This window comes from Kitasatospora sp. NPDC058406, assembly GCF_042722765.1.
In the GTDB taxonomy this organism is placed as follows: domain Bacteria; phylum Actinomycetota; class Actinomycetes; order Streptomycetales; family Streptomycetaceae; genus Kitasatospora.
The window spans coordinates 1-16,344 of sequence record NZ_JBHXKE010000214.1 but is presented as its reverse complement, the minus strand read 5'-3'; the positions used below and the strand labels follow the sequence as shown (position 1 = coordinate 16,344).

Below are 16,344 nucleotides of genomic sequence, written 5' to 3'. Positions count from 1 at the left end.
GGCGACGAGCGTCGGGTGGATGCGGGGTCCGGACGGACGTCGGGGCACTCCCGCCCCGAGGAGGGGCGCACGGTCAGGAATCCGCCTTCACCGCCAGGACCGGGCAGGGCGAGTCCAGGAGGATCCGCTGGGCCGAGGATCCCAGGACGAACTTGCCGACGGCGCTGCGCTTCCTCAACCCGATCACCACCAGGGAGATCTCGGGGGAGGCCGCGACCTCGACGATCTCCTCCGCGGCGTCGCGTCCGCCGACCGTCTGGCGCACCTCGGAGGCGATGCCCAGATCGGCGAGGTCGCGCCGCAGCCGGTCGATGTCCTTCGGCTCGGCGAATCCCCGGTCGACGTACGAGTCGCCGCGACTGGTGTTCAGCACGAGGAGGGACTCGCCGCGGGTGCGGGCCTCCTGGAGTCCCGCGCGCAGGGCCGCCTCGCCTTCGGGAGTGGGGACGAATCCGACCAGGACGGTCATGGCCGGCCTTTCGAGGAGCGTCGGGTGGCGAGCGGACGCACGCCGTACCGGTGGACGAGCGGCCACGCCAGGACGAGCGCGATCACCGCGTAGATCGCGTAGGACACCGGTCCGCCGAGCAGGCCGGACACGTCGCCACCCGACAGCTGGAGCGAACGCCGGCCCTGGAGCTCGGCGCGGGGGCCGAGGATGACGCCGACGATCAGCGGCAGTACCGGCAGCCCGAACCGCCGCATCCCGAAGCCGACCAGACCCACCGACAGGAGCAGGAACAGGTCCAGGGGCTGGGCGTTGACGGCGTAGGCGCCCATCGAGGCGAAGAACACGATCCCCGCGTACAGGTAGGGGCGCGGGATGCGCAGCAGCCGGGCCCAGGCGGGCGCCAGCGGCAGGTTCAGCAGGAGCAGCAGCAGGTTGCCGACGAAGAGGCTGGCGATCAGGGCCCAGACCAGCTGGGACTCCCGCTCGAACAGCAGTGGGCCGGGCTGGATGCCGTGCGACTGGAACGCCGCGAGCATCACCGCGGCGGTCGCGTTGGTCGGCAGGCCGATGGCGAGCATCGGTACCAGGGTGCCTGCCGCGGAGGCGTTGTTCGCCGCCTCCGGGCCGGCGACACCCTCGATCGCGCCCTTGCCGAACTCCTCGGGGTGCTTGGTCAGCTTCTTCTCGGCGGCGTACGAGAGGAAGGTCGGGATCTCCGCGCCACCGGCCGGCATCGCCCCGAAGGGGAAGCCGAGGAGGGTGCCGCGCAGCCACGGCTTCCAGGAGCGCTTCCAGTCCGCGCGGCCCATCCACGGTACGCCGACCGGGATCACCCCGGCGGGCTTGCGCCGCAGGTGCGCCGCGACCCAGAGGGCCTCGCCGACGGCGAAGATGCCGACGGCGACCACGACCACGTCGATGCCGTCCGCGAGCTGCGGGACGCCGAAGGTGAGCCGCTGCTGTCCGGAGACCGTGTCGATTCCGACGATGCCGATGACCAGGCCGACGAGCAGCGAGGCGAAGCCCCGGATGCGGGAGGAGCCGAGTACCGCGGTGACCGCGACAAAGGACAGCATCATGATCGCGAAGTAGTCCGGTGCGCCGAGGCCGACCGCGAAGTCGACCACGAGCGGGGCCACGAACACCAGCGCCAGGGTGCCGAGCGTACCGGCCACGAAGGAACCGAGTGCCGCCGTGGCGAGTGCCTGCGCGGCCCGGCCGGCCTTCGCCATCTTGTTGCCCTCGATGGCTGTGACGACCGAGGAGGACTCGCCGGGGGTGTTCAGCAGGATCGAGGTGGTCGATCCGCCGTACATGCCCCCGTAGAAGATGCCGGCGAACATGATGAACGCCTGGGTGGGCTCCATCCCGTACGTCACCGGCAGCAGCAGGGCGACGGTCATGGCCGGTCCGATGCCGGGCAGGACCCCTACTGCGGTGCCGATCGTGACGCCGATCAGTGCCAGCAGGAGGTTCATCGGGGTGACGACGTTCGCGAACCCGTCGAGCAGGTCGGTCAGGTTGTCCATCACAGGATTCCTTGCAGCACGCCGGTTGGGAGGTTGACGCCGAGCCCGATCGCGAAGGCGTAGAAGGTGGTCAGCGACAGCCCCGACGCGATCACCGCGTTGCGCACGTAGTGCCGGTTGCCCAGGGCGAAGGCGGTTCCCCAGAACAGCAGGGCCCCGCTGATCACCCAGCCGAGGGGCTCGATCAGGACGGCGTTGACCAGGAAGGCACCGACCAGCAGGGCCACCGTGCGCCAGTCGACCGGGTTGCCGAGGTCGATGTCCTCGCCGGACTCCGGCTCGGCGCGGCCGCCGCGTGCGACGTCGACGGCGTACACCACGGCGAGCACCAGGAGCAGCGAGCCGAGCAGGACCGGCAGGGCGCGCGGACCCACCGGGTCGGTGCTGTTCGCGGTGTGGGCGATCCCGGCCGCGTCGAGGACGACCAGGCCGCCCAGCAGGGCGAGGAACACGCACACGCCGTACTGGGCGCGGTCACCGCCCGGGGACCGGTCGGGAGCCGGGGTGGTGCGCCCACCGGCGTCCGGGGTGTCCGGGGCTGCGGGCTCACCTGCGTCCGGGGTCATGCCAAGCCGAGTTCGGTGAGGATCCCGGCGACGGCCTTGTCCTGTGCTGCCAGGTAGCCGGCGAAGGCGGGGCCCGCCATGAAGGCGTCGGTCCAACCGTGCTTGGCCAGCGCGTCCTTCCAGCCCCGGGAGGCGTGCATCGCGGTCAGCGCGTCCTGCCAGACCTTCGCGTCGGCGTCGCTGATGCCGGGAGGGGCGACGATGCCGCGCCAGTTGGTGAAGACCAGGTCGATGCCCGCTGACTTCAGGGTCGGGACCTCCTTGAGGGCCTCGATCGGGCTCTCGCTGGTAACCGCGAGTACCCGGACCTGGCCGGCCTTGATCTGGTCCAGGAACTCGCCGAAGCCGCTGGCGCCGAAGGCGATCTTGTTGCCGAGGATGGCCGGGAGCAGCTCGCCGCCGCCGTCGTAGCCGATGTAGTTGACCTGCTTCGGGTCGATGCCGACCGCCTTGGCGAGCTGCATCGGAAGCAGGTGGTCTGGGCCGCCGGGCGAGGAGCCGCCGCCGACGGCGACCGCCTTGGGGTCCTTTTTCCAGACGGTGACGAGGTCGCCGATGGTCCTAAACGGGGAGTCCTTGGGCACGACGACCGCGCCCGCCTCCTCCATGAGCTTGGCGAGCGGGGTGGTCTGCGAGAGCGTGGCCTTCGACTTCGAGGCGTACGACGCACCGACGACCCCCAGGCCCATCTGCATGGCCAGCTTGCCGTTGCCCTTCTCGTTCACGATGCGCTGCAGGCCGACCGTGCCGCCGGCGCCCGGCAGGTTGAACACCTGGACGCCGGAAGCGATCCTGGCGTCCTCCATGACCTTGGTCACCGTCCGGGCGGTGGTGTCGTACCCGCTGCCGGGAGTGTTGGGGACCATCATCCGCAGACCGGTGACGGGCTCCCCGGCCTTGCCCGACGACCCCTTCTGCGCGGTGGCGCCGCAGGCACCGATCGTGAGCATGGACATGGCGACCAGGGCGCCAACGAGGGCAGCTCTGCGAGTCCTCATGGTTTGTCCCTTTCACTTGGAGCAGTCGGACGCCATGATTGTGCGACCCGGGGGTTAGCACGTCTTCGTTGTGTCGGCATTGAAGATTGAGTTAATTGTGGTCGTTACTTTTCGCCGCCATACCCTCGCGGGCGAGCTGCTGGTACTCCAGCTCGCCATCGTCGTGGTGGTCCTGCTGGCTGTCGCCGGCCTCTCGCTGGCCCAGTCGCAGTCGACCTTCAACCGGGTCGAGGGCCACCGGGTCACCGCGCTGGCCGAGCAGCTGGCCGGCATGCCCCTGGTCTCCAGCCAGCTCGTCCGGCCCGCCCCGGGCGAGACGCTCGCACCGCTCGTCCAGGCCACGCTGACCCAGTCGGGAGTCAGCTCGGTGACGATCGCCGACAACCGGGGCCGGATCGTGAGCTCCACCGACCCCACCATGATCGGCACCCGGCTGCTGCTCGGCCCCGGAGTCGCCGAGGCGCGCGGCTGGTCGGGCGACCTGGACCTCGACGGCGCCCAGCAGCTGGTGGCCCAGGTGCCGGTGATCAACCCGAACGAGCCGGACATCGGCCGGCACCTCGGCACCGTGATGATCGGAGAGGTGTCACCGACCGTCTGGCAGCGGCTGAGCGGTGCGTCCTCCTACCTGCTCACCTATCTCGGCATCGCCAGCGGGCTCGGCCTGGTGGGGTCCTGGCTGCTCGCCCGCCGCACCAAGCGCCAGACCCTCGGCCTCGAACCGCGGGAGATCGCAGGCCTCGCCGAGCACCGCGAGGCCATGCTGTACGGCATCGCGGAGGGCGTGGTCGCCCTCGACCCGCAGCTGCGGCTCACCCTGGTCAACGAGGTCGGCCGGCGGCTCCTCGACCTGCCCGAGCGCTGCGTCGGGATGAGCCTCGCCGACCTGCGGATCGAGGGCCGCCTGCACGACGTCCTCGCCGGTCCGGACGGCGACGCCGACGAGCGGCGCGACGAGGTGGTCATCCGCGGCGGCCGGGTCCTGGTGATGAACCGGATGGCCGTCACCAAGGACGGCCGCCGGCTCGGCTCCGTCACCACCCTGCGGGACCGCACCGAACTGGCGCAGCTGGAGCGCGAGATCGGATCGTTCCGCAGTTCCGCCGAGCTGCTGCGAGCGCAGGCCCACGAGTTCGCCAACCAGCTGCACACCATCTCCGGGCTGATACAGATCGGCAGGCACGACGAGGTGGTGCCGTACGTCCGCGCGCTGAGCCGGCACCGCCAGTCGCTGGACACCGCTGTGACCGGACGGGTCCGCGACCTGACCGTCGGCGCCCTGCTGATCGCGAAGTCCTCGCTGGCAGCCGAGCGCAAGGTCGTCCTGCGGGTCTCGGAGCAGACGGCGCTGGACCGGTTGGCCCCGGTAGATTCGGTGGACGTGGCGACCGTGGTGGGCAACCTCGTGGACAACGCCGTGGACGCTGCGGCGGCGGGCCACGACGGTCACGAGGCCTGGGTTGAGGTCGAACTGCGGCAGGACGCGTCCAGCGTGGAGATCGTGGTGCGCGACTCGGGCCCCGGCGTGGCGCCCGAACTGGCCCGGGAGGTCTTCTCGCACGGTTTCACCACGAAGGCCGCCCAGGAGGGCGAGCGCGGCATCGGGCTGGCGCTCACCCGGATCGTCTGCCGGCGGCGCGGCGGCGAGGTCGCGGTGACCAACACACCGGACGGCGCCATGTTCGCCGCGCGGATGTCCGTCGGCCGGACTGCCGGCAGCGCGGACGCCAGCGCCGGTGGCAGCACCGACGGCAGGGCCGCAGGCAGCACCGACGGCCGTCCTGTCGGCAGCACCGTCGGCCGGACTGCCGACACGGCACTGGAAGGAGCCTCCGGATGATCGATGTCCTGGTCGTCGACGACGACTTCATGGTGGCCGGCATCCACCGGACCTTCGTCGAGCGCGTCGAGCCCTTCCGGGTCGTCGGGACGGCGAACACCGGTGAGCAGGCGATCGCGGCGGTCGCCGCGTTGCGCCCCGACCTGATCCTGCTCGACCTCTACCTTCCGGACATGTTCGGCCTGGACGTCATCCCCCGGCTGCGGGCCGACGGGCACGACTGCGACGTCATGGTGATCAGCGCCTCGCGCGAGGTGGAGTCGGTCCGCCGCTCCGTCCGCCAGGGCGTGGTCGACTACCTGCTGAAGCCGTTCGACTTCGAGGACCTGCGGCCCCGGCTGGAGCGCTACGCGGCCCAGCGCACCAGCCTGCTCACCACCGTCCTGCGAGGCCAGACCGACGTGGACCGGGTACTGACCGGGGCCGGCCCGCCGGCGCCGGGCGTCGCGCTGCCCAAGGGCATGAGCGTGGAGACCGCGGAGCTGATCAGGCGCACCCTGTGCGACACCGAAGGAACGCTGTCCGCCTCCGAGTGCGCGGCCCGTACCGGCATCTCGCGGGTCAGTGCCCGCCGCTACCTCGAACACCTCCTCGACACCGGTCGGGCCGAGGTGACCCTGCGTTACGGAGCGGCCGGCCGCCCGGAGCGCCGCTACGGCTGGTTCGCCTGAGCGCCCCGCAGCTGCGGGGCTCGCGCACCGGGCGAGGGGCGTCGGACGCCCAGGTCCCGGGCGGGCGGGCAGGTCGGCGGCAGCCGGTGCCTGGCATGATCGCGTGATGAGTGATGACCAGCGCATCCACCCCTCCAAGACCGCCGGTGACCGCACGTCACTGACTGCGTTCCTCGACTACCAGCGCGCAACGCTGGCCAGGAAGTGCCAGGGGCTGACCGGCGAGCAGTTGAAGTGCACGGCCGTGCCGACCTCGGGCCTGTCGCTGCTCGGCCTGGTGCGGCATGCGGCCGAGGTGGAGCGGAGCTGGTTCCGGTGGGTGCTGAAGGGCGAGGACCTCAAGCCGCTGTGGCCCAGGGTCGGCGACGGGTTCGGCGAGTTCCATGTCGGCGCCGACGTCGACGATGGGTTCGCGCTCTGGCGCGAGGCGTGCGAGGACTCCCGCACCGCCGCTGACGCGGTCGGGTCCCTCGACGACACGGTGGACTTCCGGGGCGAGACCACTGGTCGCCTGCCTGCGCACCGGGCGGGCACTTTGAGAGCCTCGGTCAAGGCCAGGGAACAAGCCGCAAGGGCATGTCACCGCGGATGTCGTCCTCAGTGAACGTCCTCTCAGACATCTCCCTCAACTGCCTGGGGGCCTCGTCCGTTCTCCTCTGGCCCACGACCGTCCGGCCGTCACTCGATCGGTGGCCACTCTGAAAAGGCTCAATGTTTCCGCTGTTGTCACGTCGGCGAGGCATGGGCACTCAGCTCGAACCAGACGACCTTGCCTCGGGGCACAAAGTGGTGGCCCCAGTCCCCGGCCAGTGATTCGACCAACTGAAGTCCCCGGCCACTCTCCTCACCCGGCTCGGCCGGGCGCGGTCTGGGCGGCCGCAGCGAATCGTCGGTGACGCCGCAGCGCACGCATGAGCCGTCCACTGTCCAGCTGAGCCCTACGGGTCCGGCCCCGTGCCGGAGCGCATTGGTCACGAGTTCGGTCACGAGCAGCATCGCGGTCTCGCGGCATTCGTCGTCGACCAGCCAACGGCTCAGTTGCTCACGGGTGAGACGGCGGGCCTGGCCTGCCACGGCTGGCCCCCGGGGCAGGGTCCAGGCGACTGCGTTCCGGCCTTCGGAGTGGTCCTGCCGCTTCGGGGATCGCACCTGGTGGTCACAGTGTGTGGTGGGGGCGGTCAGGGTTGAGGACGTCAGGGTGGGGGTTTCGGTGAGGTCCACGGCCGGGCTCCCTTTGCTTCGTCTGTTCGGGGCGTCTTCAACGCTCCGTGACCGGCGTCAGAGCGAACACGGGGGAACTACTCATGTTCTGTGCTCATACTGAAGAGGGTCATGTGCGGATACGCGGGTCTCGCGGGGCCTGGGAGCCCGGCAGCGCGAGGCGGCCGGCTCCGGAGAGTCCTAATCCTGTGGGCGCTGAGGTGGATCATGGTTGTGGACGTACCGACCGCCGGTGGGGCGGGGTTGCCGGCCGAGGTGGACAGTTTCGTCGGCCGGCATGGTGAGCTGGCCGAGGTGACTGGGCTGCTCGCACGGTCACGACTGGTGACGCTGATCGGCCCGGGTGGTGTCGGCAAGACCCGGCTTGCCGTGCGGGCGGCCACGGAGGCGGGCGGGTCGTTCGAGGACGGTGTGTGTCTGGTCGAGTTCGCGCTGCTGCGGGATCGCCTGCTGGTGGCACAGAGCGTCGTGGACGCATTGGACATCCAGGACCGCTCCGGCCGGGCGCCGGAGACGGTCGTGGCCCGCTATCTGGCCGGGCGCCGCCTGCTGCTGGTGCTTGACAACTGCGAACACCTGGCCGAACCCTGCGCGCGGTTGGTGGAGAGCCTGTTGCGGGCCGCTCCCGGGCTGAAGGCATTGGTCACGAGCCGGCAGAGACTGGCCGTTGCGGGAGAGCACGTGTTCACCGTTGCGCCGATGCGTACGCCCGGCGAGGAGCGGCTGCCGGGTCATCGGGCTGTGCGGCAGTTCGAGGCGGTGGCGCTGTTCGAGCAGCGGGCGGCCGCCGCCCTGCCCGGGTTCTCCGTCACCGACGCCAATGCCGGGACCGTGGCGCGACTCGTTGCCGCGCTGGACGGCATCCCGTTGGCGATCGAGCTGGCCGCGTCCTGGCTTCGGGTGCTCACGGTCGACACGTTGCTGAGCCGGCTGACCGACCGCTCCACCCTCCTGAGCACCGCAGCCGCCGGGGCCCAGCCCGGCCGGCGGACCTTGCGGGAGATGATGGACTGGAGTTTCGATCTCTGCTCGGCGCAGGAGCGACTGCTGTGGGCGCGGGTATCGGTCTTCTCCGGGGGCTTCGACCTGGCCGCCGCCGAGGCGGTGTGCTCCGGTAACGGCATCCCCAGGTCCGCGATTCTGCAACTGATGGCGGGCCTGGTCGACAAATCCGTGCTCAGCCGGCAGGAGAGCCGTGGGGGCGTGCGGTTCAAGCTCCTGGAGACTGTCCGCGAATACGGTGACGAGCACCTGGCACCGCTGGCCGAGCGCGAACGTGTGCGCCGCAGCCACCGGGACTACTTCCAGGGCCTGCTGGACCGGATGCGGAACCACTGGTACAGCGTGGAGCAGGTGGCATGGTTCACTCGGATGCGTGCCGAGCACGCCAACCTCCGGGCCGCCCTGGAGTTCAGCTCCACAGACCCCGACGAGGCGGCCGTGGGACTGGCGATGGTCGAGGAAGCGTTTGATTACTGGGTCGCGCTCGGCGCCCAGAGCGAGGCCGAGCAATGGCTGCAGCGGCTGCTCGCGCTCGCCGGCGACGCCGGCGCGGTCCGCACCCGGGCCATGGGCGTGCAGGCCTGCTTCGCCCTCTATCAGGGCGGCCTCACCGAGACCCGGTCGCTGCTGCCAGCACTTCGCGAGCGCGCCGAACGCCTGGGTGACGAGCAACAGATCGCCTGGGAAACATACCTCCGGGGAATGGCCATGGGGCACGACGATCCAGGGCCTGCGGCTATCCGCGTCCTCGAGGAGGCAATCCGCCTGCAACGGGGATGCAACGACCTCGTCGCGGTCGCGAAAACCCAGGTCACACTAGCCACGGTCGCGAGCCTGGCGGGAGACGTCGAACGCGCACTGTCCGTCAGCAGGGACGCCGTGGCACTCACCGAGTCCTGGGGGGAAAGCTACCTGCGTTCCTACGCTGTCGCCTCGGAGGCGTTCGCGGTATGGATGATCGGGGACCTGCCCGCGGCCTACGCCCTGGTTCGGGAGGCGATCCGCCTCAAGCAGCCCTTCCGCGACCGCGTGGGGCTGGGCATGTGCGTGGAGCTTGCCTTCTGGATCGCCGCCCAGAGCGGAGCCAACGAGCGGGCCGCCCGCCTGTCGGGCATCCTTAACGGGCTCTTGGCGAGCCTGGGCGGCACCATGCGCGAAACAGCACCGTCCATGGTCGAGGCGCACGAGGCATTCGAGTCGCAGGTGCGTGCGGCGCTGGGCGGTCGGGTGTTCCAAGCCGCCGTCGACCGCGGAGCACAACTGACTCCCGACCAGGTCACCGCCGATTTGCTGCGCGAGGAGACGCCCAAGGCGGCCGACGATCCGCACGAGGTCCGGCTGACACGTCGCGAGCGGCAGGTCGCGGCCCTGATCGCGGAAGGGAAGAGCAACAAGGAGATCTCCGCAGCCCTGGTGATCTCGCTACGGACCGCAGAGAACCACGTCGAACACATTCTCGCAAAGCTCGGCTTCACCTCCCGCTCCCAGATCGCCGTGTGGATCTCCCAGCAGGCGGCACGGTCGGCCGAGAGTACGGCAGGCGAGACACCCTGAGAAGAGCGGTCGAATCGGTACGCACGTGCCGACCACACCCGACCACCTCACCAAGCCGCGCTCCTGGCGGCCCGCCGCCCCGGCGCTGACGCCGGCGGCATCGACACCTGGTGGTGAAAGCAGGCGTGCAAAGCGCCCACGCCGAGTACTGTCTGAGCTGCTCCGGCTTGCGTCCGACGATGCTCTCGTCGACGACGTGGTACTGCGCGTTGGCACCCGGACGGTCGATCGCGCCCGCGTAGAAGACCTCATCGCCGACCGCGAACAGCTCGGCACGGTCGCCGACTGCGACGACCGTGCCGGCCGCGTCCCAGCCCAGCACCTTGAGCCGGCCGCCGGGGTCGCTGTTGCGGCGCACCGTGTAGTCGACCGGGTTCACCGCGACGGCCTCGACCCGGACGAGCAGGTCGTGCGGGCACGGCTGCGGCACGGGCAGTTCGACGTCCACCAGGCTCGCGGCGCCCCGTCCGGCAGGCTTGCGCGGTAGGCGACCGTCGCATCGTCTCGTTCGGCATCTTCTTCATTTCGTTCCTCCTCATGGTGATCGTCCCTTCCGGACCGGCCGCCTGCGGCGTCATCCCACGACGGCAGCGATGGCTTCCTCGGCGACAGCGGCGGCGCTCGCCGGATTCTGCCCGGTGATCAGGCGACCGTCGGTGGTGACCTGGTACTCCCCGTTGCCCGCGGCGAGGACCTCGGCCCCGAGGTCCTCCAGTCGGGACTGCAGCAGGAAGGGAACGACGCCGTCGAGGCCGATGGCACGCTCTTCAGCGTCCGTGAAGGCTGCGATCCTGCGGTTCGCGACGAGCAGTGAACCGTCGGACAGCCGCAAGGAGGTCAGCGCGGACGCCCCGTGGCAGACCGACGCGACGACCCCGCCCCGCTCGTACACGTGCGCGGCCAGCCGAGACAGCGGCACCTTCCCGGGGAAGTCCCACATCGAGCCGTGGCCGCCGACGAAGTAGACGACGTCGCAGCCGGTGGGGTCGGTGTGGAGGAAGGCAGGCGCGGAGTCCAGCTTCGCCCGAATGACGGGATCGCGCGCCCACGCGGCCTGTCCGGGATCCGAGGGGTCGCCGAACCCGTCCTCCGGAGGACGGCCGCCGCGCACGGTCGTGATGTCCGTCCGCCACCCCGCAGCGGCGAAGACGCGCCATGCATCGGCGGCCTCCGAGACGGTGTAGCCGGTGGCTCTGCCCGAGTCACCCAGCTGTCCATGGCTGGTCATCACCAGGAGGGCGCGGTGCTGGGGGATGTTCGCGATGCTCATCGCAGGTCCTTCTCCGACGGTCCGGCCCCTGACCGGGGTCCGGAAGGCTGCCAGCCGGGAAGCCGACGATCTGGGAGGAAAAGTACCCCCCGGGGGCGTAGTAACCGGCAAGGGAGATTAATTTCCCATGGGAAGTGCACAGGTGGGGGGCTGTTGTCGCGAGAGAGTGCGGAGGCTGCGGCCATGAGCAGCTCGTCGGAGCGGGCACGACCAGCATGACGTCGACGCTGTGCAGTGCCCGTGCCACGAGGTACTCGATCTCCCTGCCGACGATGGTCCGCGCCGGCGATCGGAGCCGTGGAGGACGGCCCGAGCGGAATGACCGGGCCGCCAACCGCACACGGAAAGGCTCCGTCGGTGGCGGCCGGTCGCCTTGCGCACCGCCACTGCGGAGGGCCGGGGCGACCACGGGTCCGGCCGCTGCGGGGCGGCCCGGTCGGAGGCTCAGGCCAGGCGGCGGCGGACGGCGGCGGACAGACGGTCGACCGCCACGACCAGCACCAGCACCACCAGGATGTGGGTGAGCATCTCGTCGAACCGGAACAGCTTGATCGACTGGTTGATCAGGAAGCCGATGCCCCCGGCGCCGACCAGCCCGAGGACCAGCGAGGCACGGACGTTCACGTCCAGTCGGTAGAGCAGCAGTCCGGTCAACCGGGGGGTGGCGATCGGCAGCAAGGCGTGCAGGGCGACCTGGACGCGGCTGGCACCCGCCAACCTGAGCGCCTGCGATGGACCGGGGTCGGCGTCCTCTATCGCCTCGGCCCACAGCTTGCCCATGACACCGACGTTGTGACAGACCAGCGCGAGGACACCGGGGAACGGACCCAGGCCGACGGCGGTGACGAAGACGAGCGCGAAGACCACGTCCGGCACGGAGCGCAGGAAGGACAGCAGCGAGCGCGCCGCCTGGTAGACGACACCGGACGGGGCGACGTCGCGAGCGGCGAGCAGGGCCAGGGCCAGGGACGGCGGGATCGACAGGGTGGTACCGAGCAGGCCGATCCACAGCGTGACCAGCGCCGCGGACAGGCTCGGCTGCAGGACCGCCCAGTCGAGCCTGGGCGGGAAGGACTCGCCGAGGAAGTCGGCCATGCCGTGCCAGCCCTCCGCCAGCGCGGCGAGCGACATGTCCGTGGTGTTCCACGCGACCACGTGCGCGGAGGCCACGGCGGCTGTCACGATCAGCGCCTTGACCAGGGTGCGGGGCCGCCGGGGGCGGGGCGGGACGGGGAGGCCGCGAACGGCGCTGGACACAGGGGTCATGACAGGCTTTCGGCGAGTGCGGGCTGGTAGATGATGTCGACATTCTGGTCCGGCGGGCCGTCCAGCAGCACCCGGCCGTCGCTCAGGCCGATGACGCGGTCGGCGTGCCGGGCGGCGAGTGCGGGCTGGTGCAGCGCGGCGACGACGGCGAGCCGTTCCTGGTGGGCGAGTTCGGCGAGCAGCGCCAGCACCTGCTCGGACGCTGCCGGGTCGAGGGCGGAAACCGGCTCGTCGGCGAGGATCACCTCGGGGCGCTGGCACAGTGCCCGGGCGACGGCGACGCGCTGCTGCTGGCCGCCGGAGAGCCGGCCGGCCCGGTCGTGGGCGCGGTCGGCGAGCCCGACCCGGTCCAGGCAGGCCATCGCCTCCTCACGCAGTTCCTGCGGGAACAGGCGGGGGTGGAGCGAGTGCCGCAGCGGCAGCCGCCCCAGGGCCCCGGTGCAGACGTTGTCGAGGACGGAGCGCCGGGGGACGAGGTGGGTCTGTTGGAAGACCATGGCGAGGGCGAGCGGGTCGCCCGCCCTGCCGTCGACGGTCACGGTGCCCTCCGCCACCGGTTCCAGCCCGGCGGCCGCGCGCAGCAGGGTGGACTTCCCGCAGCCGTTGGCGCCGAGCACGGCGAGGAACTCGCCGCGCGGGACGGTGACGTCCACCCCGCGCAGGACCTCCCGCGGGCCGTACCGCACCGTGATGTCGGAGAGCACCAGCATCAGAGGTCCTTGTCGGTCAGGTTGAGGGTGGCCGCCAGTTCGAACAACGGCTGGTAGGTGGACTTGTCGACGGCGACCAGGGGTGCCGCGGGGCTGACGTTCAGCAGGGCGCCGATCTGCCCGACCTTCTCGCTGGGCAGGTGCAGGAGAGCGTCGGCGACGGCCTTCTTGAACGCGGGGTCGAGGTTGCCGCGAACGGTGATGGGGTCGTTGGGGATGGGGTCGGAGGCCCAGATCTTGCGGAACTTCGCCGGGTCGAAGGTCTTGGACTGGGTGGCGCTGGCCAGTTGCTGGGAGTTGATCTCGGCGGCGTCGACGGTGCCCTTCGCCAGGGCCAGCAGCGCCTCGGCGTGGCCGCCGGCGTAGTTGGACTTGACGTCGGAGGTCTTCAGGCCTGCGTCGGCCAGCGCCTTGCGGGGCAGCGCGTCGCCGGAGGTGGAACCGACGGAGGACAGCGCGAGCGAGTGCCCGGCGAGGTCCTTGATCTCGCGGACGGCGGAGTCGGCGGGCACCCAGATGCCCGCGGTGTAGCTGGAGACCTTGCCGCCGGTGTCGCCGAACGAGGCGATGGCCTCGGCGCCGGCGCGCTGGCTGGCGAAGACGTAGCCGAGCGGGCCGAACATGGCGACGTCGAGCTTGCCGTTCTGCAGGGCGAGCACCTCGGCGGCGTAGTCCTCGGTGATGGTGAGCTCGACGGGGCAGTTGAGCCGCTCGCCGAGGGCGTCGGCCAGGACCTTGGCAGCAGGGGTGAGCTTGGCGGGGTCTTCGAAGGGCTCCACGCCGAAGCGGATCCTTCCACCCGGGCAGGTGGCGGACTTGCCGTCGGCGGCTTCGCCGTCGGCGCCGCAGGCGGTGAGGGACAGCGCGGCGAGGGCGCCGGTGACGGTGAGGACGAGGGGACGAAGACGCATGGGGGGCTCCGAGGTGAGCTGCGAGGAGAGGGCCCGGGTCGAGGTGCAGCCCGGCATCACCGGGGCGCCGTTCTTGGGCTGGCACCGGAACGCTGGCAGGTGTCGCGAGCCCAGGTCAACCACTTGTTGTGACAAGTCACTTCCTGTTCACCCGACCGTGACCAGCACGTCCGGAGGCCGGCGCGGCCCCGCGCGCGTTGATGCTCTGTCGCCCAGGTCACCGAATGCGGACCAGTGGCCTGTACATGCCGGCGGGGCCTGCGCGCGGGCGCCTTGGCGGCATCCACCCTGGAGCCACCTGGATGAACACTGCATGACTTGTAGTAATAGGTTCTTGATGGCGATCCCCCTCGCTGCCACGGTTGCCGCCAAAGGAGGAACTCCCATGAACCCAGACGGAATACACAGACGGTCCTTCCTGGTCGGCGGCGCAGCTGCCCTGACCACCGCCGTCGCCGCCCTTCCCGCCCATGCCGCCGTCGCCGCGCCGCCGCGTGCCGCGGTGCTGGAGTACGCCGACCAGTGGACCAAGGCCACCGGCTTGGCCGAACTGCTGCGCCGGGCCGGCTTCACGGTGGTCCCGTTGGACACGACCCGGTCCGCGAGCGCCCAGGGCGTCGACCTGATCGCCTTCGGCAGCTTCACCAACAACGGCTCCCAGTACCCGGGTTACGTGGCGGCGCAGGCCGCCTCGCTGCGTGACTTCGTGGCCGGTGGCGGTGTGGTCCTCGACCTCGCCCAGTCCGACCAGTTCGGCGCCGCGGTCTCCTACCTGCCGGCCGCACTCGGGGCGGTGCGTACCGATGCCGATTACGACACCGTGCTGCCGGTCGCCGCCGACCACCCGCTCGTCGCGGCGCTACCGGTCAGCTCCGGCAGGGTGTTCACCGGCCGGGCCGCCGGCATCCGGGTCAGCTGGGAGACCGTCGGCTCGTGGCGTTCCATGCGGGTGCTGATGGCCTGCCACGTGGGCGGCGCCAACCCCTGTCTGCTTGAGGGCACGCACGGCGCGGGCCGGTTCCTCGTCGCCAGCCTGACCGTCGACAAGTGCTTCGACAGCAGCGGCGCCGCGATCCAGCCGACCGCCGCGGTGCGGGACAGCGTCACCTTCTTCACCGCGCTGGCGGGCTACGTCGGCCGGGTGCGTGCGGGTACCGCCCCCGCTGTGACCCCCACCCCGATGCCGGGGCAGGCCGCGGTCGGCCCGCTGGTGGGACACGTCGGCACCACCACCGCGCGCATCTGGGCCCGTCCCGGCCTGGACCCTGCGGTCCACCCCGTCTGGCGTTGCACCGTACGCCGGGCCGACGGCTGGTCGAAGGTCGTCGACGCGTCGATCTCCACCGCCAACGACAACACCCTGCTCACCGACATCCCCGGCCTCCGGGCGGCCACCCACTACGAGTTCACCCTCGCCCCGAAAGTCCCGGCCCCCGGGTTCATCCCGCTGACCGGCTCCTTCAGCACCGCGCCGGCCGACGGGGCGCCCGCCGTGGTGACCATGGGTCTGGGCTCGTGCGCCCCGTCCACCCCGAACACGGTGTGGACCCGCGTCATTGACGAGGGCTGCGACAGCTTCGTGCTGCTCGGCGACACCCCCTACATCGACTCCGGCGACCTCGCCGTCGCCCGTACCAGGCACCGCGAGTTCCTCGCTCAGCCGGAGCTCGCGCAGATGGTCTCCACCATGCCGACCTGGGGCACCTGGGACGACCACGACTTCGGCGTCAACGCCAGCAACGGCTCCTTCGCCGGCAAGGTCAACACCCGCACGGCCTTCGTCGACTACCGCGCCAACGCCTCCTTCGGCCACGCCGCCGACGGCAGCCGCCTGACCACCAGAACGGCCGGCCAGGCCGTCTACACCTCCTTCCGCCGCGGCCCCATCGAGGTCTTCCTGCTCGATCCCCGCTGGTTCAGCAGTACCGGCCCCAGCTGGGCCGACCCCACACGGACCACCTGCCTAGGCCAGGCCCAGTGGGACTGGCTGCGCGCCTCGCTGCGGGCCAGCACCGCCCCGTTCAAGGCGATTGCCTCCGGCATGGTCTGGGACGACAAGGGCAATGCGGAGACCGACGACTGGGCCACCTACCAGCACGAGAAGGACGCGATCCTTGACTTCCTCGCCGCCGAGCGGATCCCCGGCTGCTTCCTGGTCAGCGGTGACATCCACGTCTCCCGTGCGCTGAACTACGGGCCCCGGATCGGCTACGACCTGTGGCAGTTCATCGTGAGCCCGCTGCACGACCGCACCATCGCCGGTTGGAGGCCCAGCGCGCGAGCCCGATGATCTGCGGCTGTAGGAAGAACAGCCCCCAGAGCCCGTAGACGATGCTGGGGATCGCCGCCATCAGG

The 16,344-nt window shown here is 70.9% G+C and carries 14 protein-coding genes and 1 pseudogene; 5 read left to right on the top strand and 10 right to left on the bottom strand.

What is annotated here, in order from left to right; all coding sequences use genetic code 11:
* Nucleotides 1–73: 73 nt before the first annotated feature.
* The 4 genes from ACFWOG_RS31570 to ACFWOG_RS31555 are packed head-to-tail and all read right to left on the bottom strand — an operon-like array spanning nucleotide 74 to nucleotide 3,544.
* Entirely contained in the window at nucleotides 74–469 is a 396-nt protein-coding gene (locus tag ACFWOG_RS31570; RefSeq protein WP_380362447.1) for a universal stress protein, read from the bottom strand.
* Nucleotides 466–1,980 (bottom strand): tripartite tricarboxylate transporter permease, encoded by a 1,515-nt coding sequence (locus ACFWOG_RS31565; protein WP_380362445.1) that lies wholly within the window; start codon nucleotides 1,978–1,980, stop codon nucleotides 466–468. Before ACFWOG_RS31565 ends, ACFWOG_RS31570 begins: the two co-directional genes overlap by 4 nt.
* Entirely contained in the window at nucleotides 1,980–2,546 is a 567-nt protein-coding gene (locus ACFWOG_RS31560; RefSeq protein WP_380362443.1) for a tripartite tricarboxylate transporter TctB family protein, read from the bottom strand. Before ACFWOG_RS31560 ends, ACFWOG_RS31565 begins: the two co-directional genes overlap by 1 nt.
* The gene (locus ACFWOG_RS31555) at nucleotides 2,543–3,544 is read right to left on the bottom strand and encodes a Bug family tripartite tricarboxylate transporter substrate binding protein (protein WP_380362440.1); all 1,002 of its coding nucleotides are present in this window, start codon (nucleotides 3,542–3,544) and stop codon (nucleotides 2,543–2,545) included. Before ACFWOG_RS31555 ends, ACFWOG_RS31560 begins: the two co-directional genes overlap by 4 nt.
* A 97-nt stretch (nucleotides 3,545–3,641) precedes the next feature.
* Between ACFWOG_RS31555 and ACFWOG_RS31550 the strand changes: the two genes are divergently transcribed.
* From ACFWOG_RS31550 to ACFWOG_RS31540, 3 genes and pseudogenes are all read left to right on the top strand, one after another.
* Nucleotides 3,642–5,384: an ATP-binding protein gene (locus ACFWOG_RS31550; RefSeq protein WP_380362449.1), complete on the top strand. Its 1,743-nt coding sequence runs from the start codon at nucleotides 3,642–3,644 to the stop codon at nucleotides 5,382–5,384.
* Nucleotides 5,381–6,055: a response regulator gene (locus ACFWOG_RS31545; protein ID WP_380362438.1), complete on the top strand. Its 675-nt coding sequence runs from the start codon at nucleotides 5,381–5,383 to the stop codon at nucleotides 6,053–6,055. Before ACFWOG_RS31550 ends, ACFWOG_RS31545 begins: the two co-directional genes overlap by 4 nt.
* 106 nt (nucleotides 6,056–6,161) lie before the next feature.
* A pseudogene (locus ACFWOG_RS31540) lies at nucleotides 6,162–6,497 on the top strand (DUF664 domain-containing protein); the annotation flags it as partial.
* 284 nt (nucleotides 6,498–6,781) lie between these two features.
* Here ACFWOG_RS31540 and ACFWOG_RS31535 read toward each other — a convergent pair.
* Complete coding sequence (locus ACFWOG_RS31535) at nucleotides 6,782–7,276, bottom strand: ATP-binding protein (RefSeq protein ID WP_380362436.1); 495 nt, start codon at nucleotides 7,274–7,276, stop codon at nucleotides 6,782–6,784.
* Nucleotides 7,277–7,483: 207 nt separating this feature from the next.
* Here ACFWOG_RS31535 and ACFWOG_RS31530 point away from each other — a divergent pair, with 207 nt between their 5' ends.
* Nucleotides 7,484–9,832, top strand: coding sequence for an ATP-binding protein (locus tag ACFWOG_RS31530; RefSeq protein WP_380362434.1), 2,349 nt, complete (start codon nucleotides 7,484–7,486; stop codon nucleotides 9,830–9,832).
* On the opposite strand, the gene ACFWOG_RS31525 is transcribed toward ACFWOG_RS31530, so the two are convergent.
* The 5 genes from ACFWOG_RS31525 to ACFWOG_RS31505 form a co-directional block, all read right to left on the bottom strand.
* Nucleotides 9,750–10,280, bottom strand: a complete 531-nt coding sequence (locus ACFWOG_RS31525; RefSeq protein WP_380362432.1) for an alcohol dehydrogenase catalytic domain-containing protein — start codon at nucleotides 10,278–10,280, stop codon at nucleotides 9,750–9,752. The two genes, ACFWOG_RS31530 and ACFWOG_RS31525, sit on opposite strands and share 83 nt — an antisense overlap.
* Nucleotides 10,281–10,406: 126 nt before the next feature.
* Nucleotides 10,407–11,102: a type 1 glutamine amidotransferase domain-containing protein gene (locus ACFWOG_RS31520; RefSeq protein WP_380362429.1), complete on the bottom strand. Its 696-nt coding sequence runs from the start codon at nucleotides 11,100–11,102 to the stop codon at nucleotides 10,407–10,409.
* Nucleotides 11,103–11,546: 444 nt separating this feature from the next.
* Complete coding sequence (phnE, locus tag ACFWOG_RS31515; RefSeq protein ID WP_380362427.1) at nucleotides 11,547–12,359, bottom strand: phosphonate ABC transporter, permease protein PhnE; 813 nt, start codon at nucleotides 12,357–12,359, stop codon at nucleotides 11,547–11,549.
* Between the two features lie 5 nt (nucleotides 12,360–12,364).
* Nucleotides 12,365–13,078 carry a phosphonate ABC transporter ATP-binding protein gene (locus tag ACFWOG_RS31510; RefSeq protein WP_380362425.1) on the bottom strand — a complete coding sequence of 238 codons (714 nt, stop codon included), beginning with the start codon at nucleotides 13,076–13,078 and terminating at the stop codon, nucleotides 12,365–12,367.
* Nucleotides 13,078–13,989: a phosphate/phosphite/phosphonate ABC transporter substrate-binding protein gene (locus ACFWOG_RS31505; protein ID WP_380362423.1), complete on the bottom strand. Its 912-nt coding sequence runs from the start codon at nucleotides 13,987–13,989 to the stop codon at nucleotides 13,078–13,080. The genes ACFWOG_RS31510 and ACFWOG_RS31505 overlap by 1 nt, the downstream gene beginning before the upstream one ends.
* A gap of 385 nt (nucleotides 13,990–14,374) precedes the next feature.
* Between ACFWOG_RS31505 and ACFWOG_RS31500 the strand changes: the two genes are divergently transcribed.
* Nucleotides 14,375–16,279 carry an alkaline phosphatase D family protein gene (locus tag ACFWOG_RS31500; protein ID WP_380362421.1) on the top strand — a complete coding sequence of 635 codons (1,905 nt, stop codon included), beginning with the start codon at nucleotides 14,375–14,377 and terminating at the stop codon, nucleotides 16,277–16,279.
* The last annotated feature ends 65 nt before the right edge of the window (nucleotides 16,280–16,344 follow it).